Source organism: Mycobacterium sp. SMC-2 (assembly GCF_025263485.1).
In the GTDB taxonomy this organism is placed as follows: domain Bacteria; phylum Actinomycetota; class Actinomycetes; order Mycobacteriales; family Mycobacteriaceae; genus Mycobacterium.
The window spans coordinates 2,147,379-2,166,061 of the sequence record NZ_CP079863.1 but is presented as its reverse complement, the minus strand read 5'-3'; the positions used below and the strand labels follow the sequence as shown (position 1 = coordinate 2,166,061).

Genomic DNA, 18,683 nt, shown 5'->3' with positions numbered 1-18,683 from the left:
ATGACTCACTACACCTGGCTGCTGGTGGCGCTGCCGCTGGCGGGTGCCGCGATCCTGTTGTTCGGCGGTCGACGCACCGACGCGTGGGGGCACTGGCTGGGCTGCGCCACCGCCCTCGCGGCGTTCGGCGTTGGCCTGAGCCTGCTCAACGAGTTGCTCGGCCGCGGCGCCGACGACCGGGTCATCCACCAGCGGGTGTTCAGCTGGATCCCGGTCGGCGGGCTGCAGGTGGACCTCGGCCTGCAGATCGACCAGCTGTCGGTGTGTTTCGTGCTGCTGATCACCGGGGTCGGGTCGCTGATCCACATCTATTCGGTCGCCTACATGGCCGAAGACCCCGACCGCCGAAGGTTTTTCGGCTACCTCAACCTGTTCCTGGCTTCGATGCTGCTGCTGGTGGTCGCCGACAACTACGTGGTGCTCTACGTCGGCTGGGAAGGCGTGGGCCTGGCGTCCTACCTGCTGATCGGGTTCTGGTACCACAAGCCGACGGCGGCCACAGCGGCCAAGAAGGCGTTCGTGATGAACCGCGTCGGGGACGCCGGGCTGGCCCTTGGAATGTTCTTGATGTTCAGCACATTCGGCACGCTGTCCTACGCCGGGGTGTTCGCCGGAGCGCCCGGCGCCGGCCGCGGGGCGCTGACGGCGATGGGCTTGCTGCTGCTGCTGGGCGCCTGCGCGAAGTCCGCGCAGGTCCCGCTGCAGGCCTGGTTGGGTGACGCCATGGAGGGCCCCACCCCGGTGTCCGCGCTGATCCACGCCGCCACCATGGTGACCGCCGGTGTCTACCTGATCGTGCGGTCCAATCCGCTCTACAACCTGGCGCCCGACGCCCAGACCGCCGTCGTGGTGGTCGGCGCCGTCACGTTGCTGCTCGGGGCGTTCATCGGTTGCGCCAAGGACGACATCAAACGCGCGCTGGCGGCCTCGACGATGAGCCAGATCGGCTACATGGTGCTGGCCGCCGGTCTCGGCCCGGCCGGCTACGCATTCGCGATCATGCATCTGCTCACCCACGGCTTCTTCAAGGCCGGCTTGTTCCTCGGCTCCGGCGCGGTGATCCACGCGATGCACGAGGAACAGGACATGCGCCGCTACGGCGGCCTGCGCGCGGCGCTGCCGATCACGTTCGCCACCTTCGGCCTGGGCTATCTGGCTATCATCGGCGTGCCCCCGTTCGCGGGCTTCTTCTCCAAGGACGCCATCATCGAGGCCGCGCTGGGCGCCGGCGGCGTCCGCGGTTACGTGCTGGGCGGGGCCGCGCTGCTGGGCGCGGGCGTCACCGCGTTCTACATGACCCGGGTGATGCTGATGACGTTCTTCGGCCAAAAGCGTTGGGCCCCGGGCAGCCATCCGCACGAGGCACCGGCCCTGATGACCTGGCCGATGATCCTGCTCGCCATCGGCTCGGTGGTTTCCGGCGGCCTGCTGGCCGTCGGCGGCACCCTGCAGCGCTGGCTCGAGCCGGTCGTCGGGAAGCACGAGGAGGTGACCCACGCCTTCCCGGCCTGGGTGAGCACCGCCCTGGCGCTGGGCGTCGTCGCGATCGGGATCGCGGTGGCCTACCGGCTGTACGCCACCGCCGAAATCCCCAGTGTGGCCCCGCTCTCGGTGTCGCCGGTGACGACGGCCGCCCGCAGGGACTTCTACGGCGACGCCTTCAACGAGGAGGTGTTCATGCGCCCCGGAGCCGAACTGACCCAAGCGCTTGTCGACGTCGACGACGCGGGGGTGGACGGCTCGGTCAACGCGCTGGCCGCGCTGGTCAGCCGGACTTCGAATCGCCTACGGGGGCTGCAAACCGGCTTCGCCCGCAACTACGCATTGTCGATGCTGACGGGCGCGGTCCTGGTGATCGCGCTGATCCTGGCGGTGAAACTGTGGTGAACAACCTTCCGTGGCTCAGCGTTCTGTGGCTGCTGCCGCTGGCCGGCTCTGCGCTCGTCATCCTGCTGCCGCCGGGGCTGCGCCGGTTGGCCAAGTGGACCGGCCTAGTCTTCGGCGTCCTGACGCTGGCGGTCGCGATCGTCGTCACCCTCGGCTTCAAAACCGGCGGCAGCACTTACCAATTCGTCGAAAGCCATTCCTGGATACCGGCGTTCGGCGCCACCTACTCCCTGGGCGTGGACGGCATCGCCGTGGTGCTGGTGCTGCTGACCGCGGTGCTGATCCCGGTGCTGCAGGTGGCCGGCTGGAACGACGGCGGCGAACGCAACCCGCGCGGCGTGCACGCCTACGTCGCCCTGACGCTGGCCATCGAGTCGATGGTGCTGATCTCGGTGGTCGCGCTCGACGTGTTGCTGTTCTACGTGTTCTTCGAGGCCATGCTCATCCCGATGTACTTCTTGATCGGGGGCTTCGGCGGTGGTGCGGGCAAGTCGCGCGCCGCGGTGAAGTTCTTGCTGTACAACCTGTTCGGCGGGCTGATCATGCTGGCCGCGGTGATCGGGCTGTACGTGGTGACCGCGCAGCACGGTTCGGGTACCTTCGACTTCCGCGAGATCGTGGCCGGGGTCGCCTCCGGGCGCTACGGCGCCGACTCCGCGGTGTTCAAGGCGCTGTTCCTGGGCTTCATGTTCGCGTTCGCCATCAAAGCGCCGCTGTGGCCGTTCCACCGCTGGCTGCCCGACGCCGCGGTGGAGGCCACCCCGGCGACCGCGGTGCTGATGATGGCGGTGATGGACAAGGTCGGCACCTTCGGCATGCTGCGCTACTGCCTGCAGCTGTTCCCCGACGCCTCAACGTATTTCCGCCCCCTGATCGTGGTGCTGGCCGTCATCGGGGTGATCTACGGCGCGATCGTGGCCATCGGGCAGACCGACATCATGCGCCTGATCGCCTACACCTCCATCTCCCACTTCGGATTCATCATCCTGGGCATCTTCGTGATGACGAGCCAGGGCCAGAGCGGGTCGACGCTGTACATGCTCAACCACGGCCTGTCCACGGCGGCGGTGTTCCTGATCGCCGGCTTCCTGATATCCCGGCACGGCAGCCGCGCGATCGCCGACTACGGCGGGGTGCAGAAGGTGGCGCCCATCCTCGCGGGGACATTCCTGGTGTCCGCCATGGCCACGCTGTCGCTGCCCGGCCTGGCGCCGTTCATCAGCGAATTCCTGGTGCTGCTGGGCACTTTCAACCGATATTGGCTGGCCGCCACGTTCGGTGTCACCGCGCTGGTGCTGTCCGCCATCTACATGCTGTGGCTCTACCAGCGCATGATGACTGGGCCGGTGGCCTCCGGCAACGAGAAGATCGGCGACCTGCGGGCGCGCGAATTGATCGTGGTGGCACCGCTGATCGCGCTGTTGCTGGTTCTCGGGGTCTATCCGAAGCCGGTGCTGGACATCATCAACCCCGCGGTCGAGAACACCATGACCACGATCGGTCAGCACGATCCCGCGCCGAGCGTGCCGGCAGTCAACCGCGTACCCCGGACAGCCGAAGGACCGCGATAATGCCCCTCCCCACCCCCAGCATCGAGTACTTCCTGCTGTGCCCCACACTCATCGTGTTCGGCGTCGCCGTGGCGGGAGTCCTCGCGGAAGCGTTCCTGCCCAGGCGGGTTCGCTACGGCGCCCAGGTGACGCTCGCCCTGGCCGGCCTGGTCGCGGCATTCGTCGCGGTGGTCGTGGTGAGCCGCTCGGTTTCGGCCTCCGGCCGCGCGACGGTGCTGGGCGCGATGGCTATCGACCGACCGACGCTGTACCTGCAGGGCACGGTGCTGCTGGTCGCAGTGCTGGCGGTCATCTTCATGGCCGAACGCACGCAGACCAAGGCGGACAGCAAGGTCGCCGCGGGGGTGGGAGCCGCCGGTCCGGCCGGCCTGGATTCCTTCACCCCGCAGGCGTCCGCGGTTCCCGGCAGCGACGCCGAGCGCGACGCGGAGCGGGCCGGGGCCGCGCAGACCGAGCTGTTCCCGCTGGCGATGCTGTCCGTCGGCGGCATGATGGTGTTCCCGGCGTCCAACGACCTGTTGACGATGTTCGTTGCGCTCGAAGTCCTTTCGCTGCCCCTGTACCTGATGTGCGGCCTGGCCCGGCATCGGCGGCTGCTGTCGCAAGAGGCGGCCATGAAGTACTTTCTGCTCGGTGCGTTCTCGTCGGCGTTCTTCCTGTACGGCGTGGCGCTGCTGTACGGCGCAACCGGCACGCTGCTGCTGACCGGCATCCGCGATGCGCTGGCGGCGCATGGCGACACCTCGACCGCGCTGGTGGGCGTCGCGCTGCTGTCGGTCGGCCTGCTGTTCAAAGTGGGTGCGGTGCCGTTCCATTCGTGGATCCCGGACGTCTACCAGGGGGCGCCCACGCCAATCACCGGGTTCATGGCGGCGGCCACCAAGGTCGCGGCCTTCGGCGCGCTGCTGCGGGTGGTTTACGTGGCGCTGCCGCCGCTGCACGATCAATGGCGGCCGGTGCTGTGGACCATCTCCATTCTCACCATGGCGGTGGGCACCATCACCGCGGTGAACCAGACCGACGTCAAACGCATGCTGGCCTACTCGTCGGTTGCCCACGTCGGGTTCATCCTCACCGGCGTGATCGCCGACAACCAGGCGGGCCTTTCGTCCACGCTGTTCTACCTGCTCGCCTACAGCTTCAGCACCGTCGGCGCGTTCGCCATCGTGGGCCTGATCCGCGATTCCGACGGCGTCGAAGACGCCGCCCTGTCGCACTGGGCGGGGCTCGGGCAGCGCTCACCCATTGTGGGCGTGATGTTTTCGATGTTCCTGCTGGCCTTCGCCGGCATCCCGCTGACGAGCGGTTTCGTCAGCAAGCTCGCCGTGTTCAAGGCCGCGGCCCAGGGCGGCGCGGTGCCACTGGTGATCATCGGTGTGGTGGCCAGCGGGATCGCCGCGTACTTCTACGTGCGGGTGATCGTGTCGATGTTCTTCACCGAGGCGACCGACGACACCCCACACGTGGTGGCGCCGGGGATCCTGAGCAAGGCGGCGATCGCGTTGTGTGCAGCGGTCACCGTGCTGTTGGGCGTCTTCCCGCAGCCGGTGCTCGACCTGGCCGATCAGGCCGCCCAACTGCTGCACTGAAATCAGCTCAGGAACGGGCGCAGCGCCAGCACGTAAATGCCCAGCGCCGCCAGCGGCGCGGCCAGCGGCAACCACGGCAGCTGCAGCGGAAACGACGTCGCGACCAGCCCGGCGAACGTAAAGCTCACCGCGCCAACGGCGGTCGGCCAGCTGCCCATCACCACACCGGCCGAGGCGCCGACCGCGTGGCGGCAGACCAGGTACGCCGCGGCGCACAGCCCGGACAGCGCGACGAACACGAGCGGCGGGTCGGACAGCGTGATGGTGGCCACCGACAGCAACACGGCAAGCGTTGCGGCGGGGCGAAATACCGTTCCCCCGGCCACCGCGATCAGGGCCGCCCCCCAAGCGGCCACCGCCGGCCGCGAGCCGTCGGCGGCCAGGCCCACCATCAGCAGGCCGAACGCGATGGAGAACACCGGGGCCCACAACCGCGGCGGTGCCGGCGTCTCCTCGCTAGCCACGGAGCCGTCCCCGCACCCGCCTGCGGCGGTCCGGCAACACGCCCATGGACTGCTCCAATCCGCTGTCTGGATCCCACGACACGATGTCGACGCCGACGGTGGCCATGTCGCGATACATGGCCGAGCGCTGCAGCGCCCACATCCGGTTCACCAGCGGATCCTGCTCGACCTCGAACGGGGCGCTGTCGAGGACATCGACGGCGATGACAACATGGCCACGCCTGCGCAGATCGATCAGCGCGAGCGCGAATTCGGTGTCGAGCAGTGTGGAGAACGCGATGACGATGCCACCCGCGGGGACGGCCGCGCGCGGCGCCAAAGTGCCCGTGGTGTTTTCGAATCGATCGCCCGCGCCGAGCACCGTGTCGAGGACTCGATAGAACTGGCGCTGCCCGATGTCGGCACCCAGCCAGCGCGGGCGGTTGCCGCCCAGCGCGACGACCCCGGCACGGTCCCCGTGCCGCAGCGCGGTCTGCACGACTTGCGCGGCGCCGCGTACGACGCGCTCGGTGGCTTCGGTAGCCGGCCCCGCCGGCTGCCGATACGTGTCGATCAGCACCACCACGTCGGCGGCGCGGTCGGTCAGGCGCTGCGTAACGTGCAGCTGGCCGCGCCGCGCGCTCACCGGCCAGTTCACCGCGCGCAGTTGGTCGCCGGGCACGTAGGTGCGGATGTCGGCATATTCGACGCCGGGCCCGACATGCCGGGTGAGGTGGGCGCCCAGGCGGTCGAGCAGCTCGGTGCGCGGGATGGGCGTCGACTGCGGAGGCGTCAGCGGAAACACGATGACTTGCGCGGCGTCGACGACGGCCGTCCCCGACACCAGCCCGCCCCGCGCGACCGCGTCGACCCGGGCCCGAATGAAGTACCGGCCCCAGCGTTGTGCAGTTGCCGCAACCGTTTTGGCGTGATGGGAACCGGAGTCGAGAATTTCGAGCTGCATCCCGTCGACGGCGGGTACGGTGACCTCGACCGCGTCATGCCCCGTTGCCTGGCCGTCCCGTCTCGCCCAGATGCGCAGCAACGCCCGGTCGTTTTCGAAGCACCGTTGCGAATCGGGGTCGCCGTGCACGCGGATCGTCGGCACGGGCCGTTGCCAGCTGATGGAGCTCAGCACGCCGAGCAGCGGCGCCGCGAAGGCGATCAGCTGCCACCGCGCGCCGATCACCGCGGCCGCCAGCGCCAACCCCGCACACGTCGCGATGGCCAGCGTCAAGTCCGATGCGCGCCAGCGGAATTCGACCGCGGGATTAGTCACGCCGCACTCATTCGGCCCCCCCCGGTCCGCCGCTGGTGCGCGGCACCGGCAGGCGGCGCAACAGCTCCGCGACGACGTCGGCGCCCTGGATTTTTCGCACCCACATTTCCGGGCGCAGGGTGATCCGGTGCGCGACGACCGGGACGGCGAGCGCCTTGACGTCTTCGGGGATCACATAATCGCGGCCGAGCAAAAGCGCTCGGGCGCGGGCGAGTTGGACCAGGTCGAGTTCGGCGCGCGGGCTGGCGCCCACCGCCACCTGTGGATGATGCCGCGTGGCGTTGGCCAGCGACACCACGTAGTGCAACACGTCTTCGTGCACGGTCACCTGTTCGACCGATTCCCGCATCGCGAGCAGGTCGTGCGCATCCACGACCTGATTGACCGTCGGCTCGTTCGACCCCCGATCGAGGCGGCGGCGCAGCATCGCGGTCTCGTCGCGTTCGGAGAGGTAGCGCAGTTCCAGGCGAATGGCGAACCGATCGAGCTGCGCTTCCGGCAGCGGATAGGTGCCCTCGTACTCGATCGGATTGTCGGTCGCGAGCACGACGAACGGCTTTGGCAGCTGGTGCGTTTCGCCGTCGATGCTGACCTGGCCTTCGGCCATCGCCTCGAGCAGGGCCGCCTGCGTCTTGGGCGGGGTGCGGTTGATCTCGTCGGCGAGCAACAGGTTGGTGAAGATGGGTCCGGGCCGGAAGGCGAAGCGGCCCGATTGCATGTCGTAGATCGTCGAGCCGAGCAGGTCCGCGGGCAGCAGGTCCGGGGTGAACTGCACGCGGGTGAATTGCAGCCCCAGCGCGGCGGCGAACGACCTGGCGATCAGCGTCTTGCCCAGCCCGGGGAGGTCCTCGATCAGGACATGGCCGCGGGCGAGCACCGCGGTGAGGATGAGCGTGAGCGCGGAACGCTTCCCCACCACCACGCGCTCGATCTCGTCGAGCACCGCCTCGCAGTGCGCCGTGGTTCTTGCCGCCGGCAGCGTCATACCTGTTCCAACTTTCGCAGAATCTCTTCCAGCGCCCCGCGGCCGGGACCGGGTTGCCGGTCGCCGGTCCGCGCGACGTTGTTCGGGTTGACCCATTGCCACAGTTCGGTCCCGAAGAGCATCTGACCGCTCGTCTGATACGCCACCGGGTCTTTGGATCGTCTTTGACCGGTAGCCATTTCGTATCTGCGCGCGAGCATCGGGCGCAGGTGGCGGTCCCAGTCCACGCGGGAGGACTCCGACCACCGGATCGTCGTCTCGGTGTTGGAAAGCCAGCGGCGCAACGAATCCCCGAGATCGTCTGGCTCCGCTTCGGTCTCGGGCCGCATTCCGCGCCCCAGCACGCGACGGACGGTGAGCAGCACCAGAGCCAGGGCAGCACCGGAGGCGGCCAACACGAACCGGCGGTCCTGCTGTGTCAGCGCGAGCAACTCGATCGCGGTGATGAGGCAGATGCCAAGGGCCAGGGTTTTTTTCATACCGGGCTCCGCGAGCCCAATTCGCCGAGGACCAACCGCAGAACGCGCACCGCCACGTCGCGGTGTCCCTCGTTCATCACGTGCGGGCTGAATCGCGCCTCGGCGAACAGGTTCACCAATCGCACGGCGTTGTCGGCGTGCAGCGCGTGGTGTTGGACCGCTCGGGCCAACACCTCAGTGGGGGTGTCGAAGTCCTGCGGGACGGCGCCGGGCACATTGGCGAGCTCGCGTTCCATCGCCGCGTAACAGGCGATGATCGCCTCGCGGGGTTCCCGGCTGAGGTCGGTCATCTCGGCCAGCCCGCGTTCGGCCGCCCGTGCCAGTGATTCGGAACGCGTCGGCGGCGCCGGGGATTCGACGTGATCGTCGGCGACGGGGCCCGGCGTGGGTGCGCGCCACCGTCGCCGCGACATGACGACCGCGCCCGTGGTGATGATCAACATCATGGGCACGGTGGCGGCAAGCAGGATGCCGAGCATGTTTCCGTTCGGCGAACCTGGCTCCCGGGGCGCCGGGGCGTTGACATGTTCCGCAGGCGAAGCGCCGGTCGCGGCCGAGGGCGGCGCCTGACCGGCACCGTGCGGCGCCAGCAGGCGGGACGCGACCATCATGATCAGCAGCCAGGCGACGATGACCCCGAGTCCGATCAGCAACACGCGCCAGCTCGGCCGGCCCCTGCCGGTGCCGAGCATCTCGGACAGCTGGCCGGCCTGCGGCGCCCCCGCGCGCGGGTCCCGCAACCGCGCGATGACCGCGATCGCCACCAGCGCGACGGTCGCCGCGAGGATCGCCACCACGAAGACCAGGGCGGCCCGGCTGCCGGTGGCCTCGCCCCGCGCCGCTGGGTGGGAGGCCGGCAGGTAACCGCGCAGGGCGGCCGAGACGACGAGCAGCAGCACGATCAGGGCGACGGCCCGCCCCGTGGCCTTGTCCATACCAAGCATTGGCACACCACTCGACCGGTTGGCTATGCCTCATCCTGGCACGTCAGACCGTGGGTTATCCACAGTCCGGGGTTTATCCACAGAGGGCGTTTCGGGCGGTTACTTTCGAACGAGTGTTCGATACGATGGGGTGGTGGGTTTTCGGATGAGCGCCGAACAGGCACGGGAGCGGATCGGCGCCGCTCTTGACGCGATCGACGCCGCCCGCGACGCGCTCCGGGAGACCTCCTCGGTCGTCGTCGGCAACGATTGTTTTCGCATGCGGATGCGACCACGCGGCGGCCAGTCGGGGCGAAAGGCGCACCGAGGTCACCGGCGACGGGCGGCTCGGCTGGACGGATGGCGTCGGGCCGCCCGAGGTCAACCGCGCCCACCACCCCGACGAACTCCTGCGCGGCGACCCCGACCCACCCGGCGAATCCCAGTCGGGGTGCTGAGATTGTCGCCAACCGCGACGCCCGGTGAGACACTCACCGTGTGCCGCCGCATCGGGATGTCGCCGCGTTCGACGAACGCGCGGCCGGCTACGACCGCGGCTGGCGCGGCCGGCTGCACCACGAAATCGCCGATCGCACCGCACACCTGGCCGTGGCGACGGTCACCGCTCCCGAGTATGTGCTCGACGTCGGATGCGGCACCGGCTACCTGTTGCAGCTGCTAGCTCGCCGCTACCCGAACGCCAAACACCTCTGCGGGATCGACCCGGCCCCTCAGATGGTCTCCGTTGCAACGACTCTCGCACGCGACCCGAGAGTGAGCTTCAAGCGCGGAGCGGCCGAAGAGCTCGACTATGCCGACCGCGCCTTCGACCTGGTCCTCAGCACCACGTCATTCGATCACTGGTCCGACCAGCTGGTGGGCCTCATGGAATGCGCCCGCGTGCTGCGGCCCGGCGGACGCCTGGTGCTGGTCGACCGGTTTTCGATGTGGCGGTTACCGACCCTCGCGGTGACTCGTCGCCGCAAGGCCCGCACCCGGCACCGCGCCGAACGTCTGCTGCTGCAGGCGGGATTCCGCTCACCGAAATGGCAGCGGCTGCATGCCGTGATCATCAACGCGGTCACGGCGACAAAGCCGGCCTAGTCGAGCTGGAAGGGCCGGAAGCTGCCGTCGAGCACCTGCAGGTGCCCGATGGTGCGGCCCGTGACCTTCTCGGGATCGACCAATGTCAATTCGACCGCCGCTCGGGCGAATTCGTCGGCCGCGGCGGTCTCGTCGAACCCGCGTGCGTAGTAGGCCAGGCCCGGGGTGAGGATCGGTTTCGACGGCGACAGGGCATTCACCGCGATGTGGTGATCGGCCAGATCGTATGCGGCGCATTGGGTCAGATGCTCGAGTGCCGCCTTGGATCCGCCGTACCCGGGCAGCACCCCGCCGCTGCGGTCCGGGTACGGCCCGTTGCCGGGGATTCGCGACGCGACCGAGGTGATGTTGATGATCGACCCCCAGCCCGCTTCGATCATGTCGGGGCACACCAACTGCATCAGCTCGTAGGCGGCGAAGACCGCGATCTCGAAATGCCGGCGATAGGCGGCCAACGGGATGCTGACGAAGCCCGGCCATCCGGGCTTGAGCGCGCCGTCCGTCGGCTTGGCGGACTTGACGCGCGGCTCGGAGCCGGGCGTCGGCGGCCGGCCGGGCGCGGTGAAGGCCGCGTTGTTGACCAGGATCGTGATGGGCCCCAGGGTATCTCGCGCCGTACCGACCAACCGGGCGATGTCATCACGGTCGGTCAGGTCGGCCCGGACCGCCACCGCGCGCCCGCCGGCCGCCTCGATGTCGGCGACCGTCTCGCCGATGGTGCCCGGCAACCGCTCATCCCATACTTGTTCGGTGCGCCCGGCCACCGCCACGGCGGCACCCTCCGCCGCGAGGGCCAGCGCGATCGCCCGGCCCAGCCCACGGCTCCCACCGGTGACGATCGCGGCGCGCCCCGCCAGCCGCCCCGTCATCGCGTCACCCCGTGCACGACGATGGCCGTGGTCTGCTCGACCCACGCATCGTCAAGCTGGTCCTCCGGGCGCAGCAGCATGCGTAGCATCGTGGCTCCCCCAATCAACTCGATCAACCGGTCCGGGTCCACGTCGGGATGCGCCTCGCCCCGGTCGACGGCGTCACTCAGCCGCAACCGCACGGTCGCGAACAGGTCCTCGAACCGGGACATCACCCGGGCGTTCAGCGCGGGATCGGCGGTCATGTCGGCCACCAGCCCGGGCAGGGCGGCGCGCACGACCGGGGTGGTGAAGACGTCGCGGGTGGCCTCGATCATCATCCGGATGTCGGCGGCGATGTCCCCGGCCGGCGCCTGAAGCGCGGTCGGCGCCACCGGGAAGGCCGCCTCGTGCACCAACTCGGCCTTGCTCGACCACCGGCGGTACAGCGCAGATTTCGTCGTTCCCGCCCGCTCGGCGACCGCGGCCAGGCTGAGATTTGAATATCCCATTTGGACAAGCAATTCCGCGGTCGCCGATAGGATGGCCGAGTCGATGCGCGGGTCCCGCGGCCGGCCGGCGCCGGGGGCCTTGTCAATGGCGGACTGGTCTGCTTTCATATCGCTACCTACCGTATCGTAATTGCCGCGAAGAAGTCTCAAAGAATGGAGGCACCCGTGGCCAACGAACCCGTGCTGGACAAGGTCGACCGACTTCAGCGCTCCAGCCGCGACGTCACGACTTTGCCCGCGGTGATGTCGAAATGGCTGTCGACCGTCCTGCCGGCCGGGGCGGCGCCGCAGGTGACCGTCGAAAGCGGCGTCGACTCGACGGGGATGTCGTCGGAAACGATCATCCTGACCGCGCGCTGGCATCAGGACGGGAAGCCGACCGAACAGAAGCTGGTGACCAGGGTCGCGCCCGCCGCCGAAGACGTGCAGGTCTTCCCCACCTACCGGCTTGACCACCAATTCGAAGTCATCCGCAAGGTCGGCGAACTCACCGACGTCCCCGTCCCGCCGGTGCGCTGGCTCGAGCCCACCGGTGACGTGCTGGGCACACCCTTCTTCGTGATGGACTACGTCGACGGTGTGGTGCCACCCGACGTCATGCCCTACACGTTCGGCAACAACTGGTTCGCCGACGCCCCAGCCGAGCGTCAGCGCGAACTACAGGACGCGACCGTCGGGGTGCTCGCGAAGTTGCATTCAATCCCCAACGCGAAGAAGACATTTGGTTTCCTGACCGAGGGGCAAGACGGTGAGACCGCGCTGCGCCGGCACTTCAACTGGGTGCGGTCCTGGTACGACTTCTCGGTGCCGGACATCGGCCGCTCCCCGCTGCTGGAGCGAACCTTCACCTGGCTGGAGGACAACTGGCCGGCCGAACAGGCCGGGCGTGAGCCCGTGCTGCTCTGGGGCGACGCCCGGGTGGGCAACGTGTTGTACCGCGACTTCGCGCCGGTGGCGGTGCTGGACTGGGAGATGGTCACGCTGGGTCCGCGCGAGCTCGACGTGGCGTGGATGATCTACGCGCACATGGTGTTTCAAGAACTGACCGGCCTGGCGGGCCTGCCGGGCCTGCCGGAGGTGATGCGCGAGGACGACGTCCGCGCCACCTATCAGCGGCTGACCGGCGTGGAGGTGGGCGACCTGCGCTGGTTCTACGTCTATTCGGGCGTCATGTGGGCCTGCGTGTTCATGCGCACCGGCGCGCGCCGGGTGCACTTCGGCGAGCTCGAGAAACCCGACGACGTCGAGTCGCTGTTCTACCACGCCGGGTTGATGCGACGTTTAATCGGTGAGGGCCTTATCGGGGAGGACCAGTGATGCTCGGACCGCTCGACGAGTTCCCGGTACATCAGATCCCGCAACCGATCGCGTGGCCGGGCTCCTCGGACCGCAACTTCTACGACCGCTCCTACTTCAACGCACACGACCGCACCGGGAACATCTTCGTCATCAGCGGTATCGGCTACTACCCCAACCTCGGCGTCAAGGACGCGTTCTTCCTCGTCCGGCGCGGGGACACCCAGACCGCGGTGCACCTGTGTGACGCCATCGACTCCGACCGGCTCAACCAGAACGTCAACGGCTACCGGATCGAGGTCGTCGAGCCGCTGCACAAACTGCGGCTGGTCCTCGACGAAACCGAAGGCATCGCAGCCGATCTCACCTGGGAAGGACTGTTCGATGTCGTGCAGGAACAGCCGCACGTCCTGCGTTCCGGCAATCGGGTAACGCTGGACGCGCAGCGGTTCGCCCAGCTCGGCAGCTGGAGCGGCCGCATCGCCATCGACGGCGAGGAGATCGCCGTCGACCCCGCGACTTGGCTCGGCAGCCGCGACCGGTCCTGGGGCATCAGGCCGATCGGCGAACCCGAGCCGGCGGGGCGGCCCGCCGACCCACCGTTCGAGGGGATGTGGTGGCTGTACGTGCCCATGGCGTTCGACGACTTCGCCATCGTGCTGATCATCCAGGAGGAGCCCAACGGCTTCCGCTCGCTCAACGACTGCACCCGGGTCTGGCGCGACGGCCGCGTCGAGCAGCTGGGCTGGCCACGGGTCAAGATCCACTACCGCTCCGGCACCCGCATCCCCACCGGCGCGACGATCGACGCGACGGCCTCCGACGGGACCCCGGTGCACTTCGACGTGGAGTCCAAGCTGCCGGTGCCCATCCACGTCGGCGGCGGCTACGGCGGCGACTCGGACTGGCTGCACGGCATGTGGAAGGGCGAGAAGTTCGTCGAGCGCGTGACCTACGACATGACCGACCCGGCGATCGTGGCGCGGTCCGGCTTCGGCGTCATCGACCACGTCGGCCGGGCGATGTGCCGCGACGGCGACCGCGAGCCGGTGGAGGGCTGGGGCCTCTACGAGCACGGCGCGCTGGGCCGACACGACCCGTCCGGGTTCAAAGACTGGCTGACGGTCGCCCCCTAGGCAGCCCGCGAACGTCGAGGAGTTCCGAGATTTTCGGGCCATCTCGCGCGACAGCTCGACGTTCGCGGGTGTCGGCATTCGCCGTACGAAACCCCGGAAATACGGTTGACTGGTGCCCGTGCCAAATCCGCCGTGGATCGTCGACGTCGTCGTGGTCGGCGCAGGCTTTGCGGGGCTTGCCGCGGCGCGCGAACTGGCCCGCCAGGGCCACGACGTGGTGGTCTTCGAGGGCCGCGACCGCGTCGGCGGTCGGTCGTTCACCGGCAGCGTGGCGGGGTTGCCCGCCGATCTGGGCGGCACTTTCGTCGGCCCGACCCAGGACGCCGTCCTGGCGCTGGCGGCCGAACTCGACGTCCCGACCACGCCGACCCACCACGACGGCAAGAACGTCATCCACTGGCGTGGCTGGACGCATTCCTACCGCGGCACCATTCCCAAACTCTCGCTGACCGGCCTCCTCGACATCGCCCGGTTGCGTTGGCAATTCGACCGGATCGCCCGCGGCGTCCCGCTGCAGGCCCCGTGGAACGCGCGCCGGGCGCGCGAGCTCGACGACGTGTCGCTCGGCGGCTGGTTGCGCTCGGTGCGCGCCAGCGCCTCGTCGCGCGACCTGCTGGCGATCGTGTCCCGGGTGACCTGGGGGTGCGAACCCGACGACGTGTCGATGCTGCACGCCGCCCGCTACACGCACGCCGCCGGCGGCCTGGACCGGCTGCTGGACGTCGAAAACGGTGCGCAGCAGGACCATTTCCCGGGCGGCACCCAGCAGATCGCCGAGGCTGCGGCCGCCGAACTGGGCACCCGTGTGGTGCTGGGCGCGCCGGTCCGCCGCATCGACCGGCACGGCGCGGGGGTGACGGTCACCACCGACGTCGGCCAGGCCGAGGCCGGATTCGTCGTCGTCGCGGTCCCGCCCGCCCATCGTGCAACCATCGAGTTCGCTCCCCCGCTGCCCACCGAGTACCACCAACTCGCCCAGCATTGGCCGCAGGGCCGCCTCAGCAAGGCGTACGCGGCTTATTCCACGCCGTTCTGGCGGGCCAACGGCTTCTCCGGCCAGGCGCTGTCCGACACGGGACCGGTGTTCATCACCTTCGACGTCAGTCCGCACGCCGACGGGCCGGGCGTCCTGATGGGCTTCGTCGACGCGCGCGCGTTCGACTCGCTCTCCCCCGAGCAGCGTCGCCACGACACGTTGCGCTGTTTCGCGACGCTGTTCGGCGACGACGCGCTCAAGCCGCTCGACTATGTCGACCATCGTTGGGGCGCAGAACGATTCGCACCCGGCGGTCCCACGGCCGCGGTGCCGCCGGGATCGTGGACACGATTCGGGCCGTGGCTGCGCGAGCCGGTCGGCCCCATTCACTGGGCAGGCACCGAGACGGCGGACGAATGGACGGGGTTCCTCGACGGCGCCGTTCGGTCCGGACAGCGGGCGGCCGCCGAGATTACCGCCCTGCTATGAACTGATCCGCACGTCCCGGATCGCCGATTCGGCGAGTGCCCGCAGGTGGCGGTTCACCTCGCGCGGGTGTTCCAGCATCGAGCAGTGCCCGCCGGGCAGTTCGACCAGGCCGACGACGTTGGGCGCGGTGCCCGCGATCCTGCGGGCCTGGCTGATCGGGGTCAGCCGGTCGCGTTCGCCGCCGATGACCAGCGTCGGCACCGTCAAACCGTCCAACTCCAGGTAGCGCGACCCCAGCGCGGCGACCAGCATCCTGGCGCAACCGGCGCGCCCGGCCGGTGACGTCTGTTCGAAGAGTTGGTGGACGATCCTGGCGATGCCGGGGTCGGCGTCCCTGCCGACCGCCAGCATCGCAACGAAATAGCGGCTCGGGATGCGGGCGGCGTTCGGGATCGGGAATCCGCCGAAGGTGTTGATCAGGGCGCGGGCCGCCAGTACGCGGGCCGGTGACAGCCCGTGCGGCACCGACAGCAGCTGCACCTTGCGGACCAGATCCCCGGTGGTGGTGTTGATCAGCGCGACGGCGTCGGCGCGGCGGCGCACCATGTGCCGGTACCGCGCCGACCATGCGGCGATCGTGATGCCGCCCATCGAGTGGCCGGCCAGCACGGCGCGCTCGTGCGGCGCCAACGTCGCATCCAGCACCGAATTCAGGTCGGAGGCAAGGTGTTTAAGGCTGTAACCATCACGCCCGGGCATTCCGCTGCGCCCATGGCCGCGATGGTCGAAGGCGATCACGCGGTAGTCGTTGGCCAGGTCCGCGATCTGGTAGGCCCAGGCCCGGATGGTGCACGTGATGCCGTGCGTCAGGACGATCGGATACCCGTCGGGCGGGCCGAACACCTCGGCGTGCAGCCGGGTGCCGTCCGTCGCACGGACGGCCACGGTCTGGCTGGGCGGCAACACGTCGGGGTACGGGTCGGCTGCGCGAGCCGGTCTTCGAGCACTCATCGCCGCTCCCCCCTCGAACGCAGCCCCGTCGCCGCAGTTAAGGACTGGCGCAAGTGTATTCCCAAGGCCCGCTCAGATCCGGTAAATCCGGCGAAGGTTTCTTGTGTGAGACGCTGACAGCCGTGCACCCGATGTCCCGTCGGGAATTCATCGCGGCAACCACGGGTGTGGTCGGCGGCGGGCTGATGGCCGCCTGCGCCCCGCAGCGTCCAGCGCCAAAGCCCCCGCCGCGCCCGGACACCCGGTCGGTTCTCGTCGTCGGCGCCGGAATGGCCGGCCTGTCCGCCGCCCGCAGCCTCACCGACGCGGGATGGCCGGTGCGGGTCATCGAGGCGCGCAACCGCATCGGCGGCCGAGTCCACACCGACCGGGACTGGGGCCCACCGCTGGAGCTGGGCGCGTCGTGGATTTACGGCACCGCGGACAACCCGCTGACGGGGCTGGCGCGGCAAGCGCACGCTCAGCTGGTCACCACCGACTATTACGGCTGGGCCGAACTGGTGGTCGCACCCGAACTCGCGCCGCTGGACTACGACCCGACCCCATGGCGCGCGTTCGTCGAGCGGGCGCGTTACCAAGTCGACGGCGGCAGCCTGGGGGCCGCCGTCAACGCCGCGGCCGACGCCGAAGGCCTGTCCGCCTCCGACCGCGCCGAACTGGCGTTCTACCTCACCACCGAGATCGAGGACGAATTCGCCGCCGACGCAAATCAGCTGTCCGCCATCACGTTTGACGAGGGCGACTACACCGGCGGCGACCAGGTTCTCATCACCAACGGCTACGACGCCCTGCCGAAGCTGCTGGCCGGCGGGCTTCGGATCGAATTGAACACGCCGGTGACCGCGATCGCCCGGCGCGACGACTCCGTCGTCGTCTGGGCAACGGATCGGTCGTTCCAGGGACCCGCCGCGATCGTCACCGTTCCCCTCGGTGTGCTGAAAGCCGGTGCCATAACCTTCGATCCGCCCCTACCCGACCGCCACAGCCACGCGGTCGACGCCCTGGGCTTCGGGGTGCTGTCCAAGAGTTTCTTCCGGTTCGACCGGCGCGGCTGGGCGGCGGACAACGCGTTCTATCAGTACCTCGCCGCCGAGACCGGGCGGTGGGCCCAATGGTTCACCATGCCCGCAGCGGCAGGGCCAATCGTGTTGGCGTTCAACGCCGGTGGCCGCGGCCGCGCCGTGGAGTCCTCCGCACCGCGGGACCTGGTGGCCAGCGCACTGCCCATCGCGCGCCGCCTGTTCGGCGACGCCTCGCCGGTCGAGGTCAAGACATCGAACTGGAGCGCCGACCCGTACGCCCGCGGCGCCTACTCTTTTCACGCCTCCGGGTCCGGCCTCGATGACCGGCGCAGGCTGCAGGAGCCGATCGGGGACCGGCTCTACCTGGCCGGCGAAGCGGTCGGCGTCAACGACCCGGCCACGGTGCACGGCGCGGTGGCCAGTGGCCGGTACGCCGCCGAGCAGTTGATGCGCCGGCTGAGCCGCTAGGAGGCGAGTTCGCGAACGCGCGCCGATGCGTCGCGCTGCGGTTCGTGCTGCCGGGCCGGACCCGAAACCAGCCGCCGGCGGGTCTCCGCGGCGCCTTCGATGTGCGCAAGGGCGGCGGCGACCGATTCGGCGATGGGCAGGCCGTGATCGGGCACCACCCGGGTGAGCCGACGCAGCGCCGGTCCGACGACCACGCAGCACCGTAGCCGGGCTCGCCGATGCTCCGCGTTGAGGTCCACCAGCGCCCGAAGGCCCGAGCCGGCAAGGAAATCCAGGCCGGCGAGGTCGAGGATCAACGGGGCCCGCAGTCGCGAAAAGCGACGAATGGCCTCCGTTATCAGCTCGGTGTTGGATGCGTCGACCTCGCCGTCGATGCGTAAGACGGTGGCTGCGCTGCGCGCGTGAACATGGATTTGCGCTCCGGCGCAATCGATTTGGTAGCGGCTGCGCGGTTGTCCGAAATCGGGTGAAGCAGTCATGTTGAGTGCGCCCTTCAGGGATTGTGTGGGGAGCGGGGCGAGCGACGACGGTGTCCGAATGGCGCCCGTTGATAACGGCAGCTGGGGACTCAACCTGACCAAAGCCTACCCGCTGCGGGCGCCGCCGGTGCGCCCAGGCGGGGTCGCACAGCCCACCGCCGGGCCGCAATCGGCGCTCAACCAGGCGGTTAACCTACGAATCGGCGTGCGAAAAAAAGATATTCGGTGTGTTTTGCCCTACCCCGT

The 18,683-nt window shown here is 69.2% G+C and carries 17 protein-coding genes and 1 pseudogene; 9 read left to right on the top strand and 9 right to left on the bottom strand.

Features of this window, described 5'->3' with window-relative positions:
- From nuoL to nuoN, 3 genes are read left to right on the top strand one after another with little or no spacing between them, the layout of a single operon-like run.
- Entirely contained in the window at positions 1 to 1,887 is a 1,887-nt protein-coding gene (gene nuoL, locus KXD96_RS10285) for an NADH-quinone oxidoreductase subunit L (RefSeq protein ID WP_260744469.1), read from the top strand.
- Positions 1,884 to 3,458 (top strand): NADH-quinone oxidoreductase subunit M, encoded by a 1,575-nt coding sequence (locus KXD96_RS10280; protein ID WP_260744468.1) that lies wholly within the window; start codon positions 1,884 to 1,886, stop codon positions 3,456 to 3,458. Before nuoL ends, KXD96_RS10280 begins: the two co-directional genes overlap by 4 nt.
- Positions 3,458 to 5,047, top strand: coding sequence for an NADH-quinone oxidoreductase subunit NuoN (gene nuoN, locus KXD96_RS10275; protein ID WP_260744467.1), 1,590 nt, complete (start codon positions 3,458 to 3,460; stop codon positions 5,045 to 5,047). Before KXD96_RS10280 ends, nuoN begins: the two co-directional genes overlap by 1 nt.
- 2 nt (positions 5,048 to 5,049) lie before the next feature.
- On the opposite strand, the gene KXD96_RS10270 is transcribed toward nuoN, so the two are convergent.
- From KXD96_RS10270 to KXD96_RS10250, 5 genes are all read right to left on the bottom strand, one after another.
- Positions 5,050 to 5,439 carry a hypothetical protein gene (locus KXD96_RS10270; protein WP_260745304.1) on the bottom strand — a complete coding sequence of 130 codons (390 nt, stop codon included), beginning with the start codon at positions 5,437 to 5,439 and terminating at the stop codon, positions 5,050 to 5,052.
- Between the two features lie 64 nt (positions 5,440 to 5,503).
- A complete protein-coding gene (locus tag KXD96_RS10265; RefSeq protein WP_260744466.1) occupies positions 5,504 to 6,769 on the bottom strand; it encodes a DUF58 domain-containing protein in 1,266 nt (421 codons plus the stop codon).
- 7 nt (positions 6,770 to 6,776) lie between these two features.
- A complete protein-coding gene (locus KXD96_RS10260) occupies positions 6,777 to 7,754 on the bottom strand; it encodes a MoxR family ATPase (RefSeq protein WP_260744465.1) in 978 nt (325 codons plus the stop codon).
- On the bottom strand, positions 7,751 to 8,233 hold the full coding sequence (locus KXD96_RS10255) for a hypothetical protein (protein ID WP_260744464.1): 483 nt from the start codon (positions 8,231 to 8,233) through the stop codon (positions 7,751 to 7,753). Before KXD96_RS10255 ends, KXD96_RS10260 begins: the two co-directional genes overlap by 4 nt.
- Complete coding sequence (locus KXD96_RS10250; RefSeq protein ID WP_260744463.1) at positions 8,230 to 9,177, bottom strand: DUF4129 domain-containing protein; 948 nt, start codon at positions 9,175 to 9,177, stop codon at positions 8,230 to 8,232. The genes KXD96_RS10255 and KXD96_RS10250 overlap by 4 nt, the downstream gene beginning before the upstream one ends.
- 248 nt (positions 9,178 to 9,425) lie before the next feature.
- Here KXD96_RS10250 and KXD96_RS10245 point away from each other — a divergent pair.
- Positions 9,426 to 9,614: pseudogene (locus tag KXD96_RS10245) on the top strand (HNH nuclease); the annotation flags it as partial.
- Positions 9,615 to 9,654: 40 nt separating this feature from the next.
- Positions 9,655 to 10,260, top strand: coding sequence for a class I SAM-dependent methyltransferase (locus KXD96_RS10240; protein ID WP_260744462.1), 606 nt, complete (start codon positions 9,655 to 9,657; stop codon positions 10,258 to 10,260).
- Here KXD96_RS10240 and KXD96_RS10235 read toward each other — a convergent pair.
- Positions 10,257 to 11,129 (bottom strand): SDR family NAD(P)-dependent oxidoreductase, encoded by an 873-nt coding sequence (locus KXD96_RS10235; protein ID WP_260744461.1) that lies wholly within the window; start codon positions 11,127 to 11,129, stop codon positions 10,257 to 10,259. The two genes, KXD96_RS10240 and KXD96_RS10235, sit on opposite strands and share 4 nt — an antisense overlap.
- Positions 11,126 to 11,728, bottom strand: coding sequence for a TetR/AcrR family transcriptional regulator (locus KXD96_RS10230; RefSeq protein WP_260744460.1), 603 nt, complete (start codon positions 11,726 to 11,728; stop codon positions 11,126 to 11,128). The genes KXD96_RS10235 and KXD96_RS10230 overlap by 4 nt, the downstream gene beginning before the upstream one ends.
- 57 nt (positions 11,729 to 11,785) lie before the next feature.
- Between KXD96_RS10230 and KXD96_RS10225 the strand changes: the two genes are divergently transcribed.
- The 3 genes from KXD96_RS10225 (at position 11,786) to KXD96_RS10215 (ending at position 15,517) form a co-directional block, all read left to right on the top strand.
- Entirely contained in the window at positions 11,786 to 12,937 is a 1,152-nt protein-coding gene (locus KXD96_RS10225) for a phosphotransferase family protein (RefSeq protein ID WP_260744459.1), read from the top strand.
- Entirely contained in the window at positions 12,937 to 14,052 is a 1,116-nt protein-coding gene (locus tag KXD96_RS10220; protein ID WP_260744458.1) for a hypothetical protein, read from the top strand. The genes KXD96_RS10225 and KXD96_RS10220 overlap by 1 nt, the downstream gene beginning before the upstream one ends.
- A gap of 118 nt (positions 14,053 to 14,170) precedes the next feature.
- Positions 14,171 to 15,517 (top strand): flavin monoamine oxidase family protein, encoded by a 1,347-nt coding sequence (locus KXD96_RS10215; protein WP_260745303.1) that lies wholly within the window; start codon positions 14,171 to 14,173, stop codon positions 15,515 to 15,517.
- Here KXD96_RS10215 and KXD96_RS10210 read toward each other — a convergent pair.
- Positions 15,512 to 16,468: an alpha/beta fold hydrolase gene (locus KXD96_RS10210; protein ID WP_260744457.1), complete on the bottom strand. Its 957-nt coding sequence runs from the start codon at positions 16,466 to 16,468 to the stop codon at positions 15,512 to 15,514. The genes KXD96_RS10215 and KXD96_RS10210 overlap by 6 nt on opposite strands.
- 131 nt (positions 16,469 to 16,599) lie before the next feature.
- Between KXD96_RS10210 and KXD96_RS10205 the strand changes: the two genes are divergently transcribed.
- On the top strand, positions 16,600 to 17,958 hold the full coding sequence (locus KXD96_RS10205) for an FAD-dependent oxidoreductase (protein WP_260744456.1): 1,359 nt from the start codon (positions 16,600 to 16,602) through the stop codon (positions 17,956 to 17,958).
- Here the strand turns inward: KXD96_RS10205 and KXD96_RS10200 are convergent.
- Positions 17,955 to 18,437, bottom strand: a complete 483-nt coding sequence (locus KXD96_RS10200) for an STAS domain-containing protein (protein ID WP_260744455.1) — start codon at positions 18,435 to 18,437, stop codon at positions 17,955 to 17,957. The two genes, KXD96_RS10205 and KXD96_RS10200, sit on opposite strands and share 4 nt — an antisense overlap.
- Between the last annotated feature and the right edge of the window lie 246 nt (positions 18,438 to 18,683).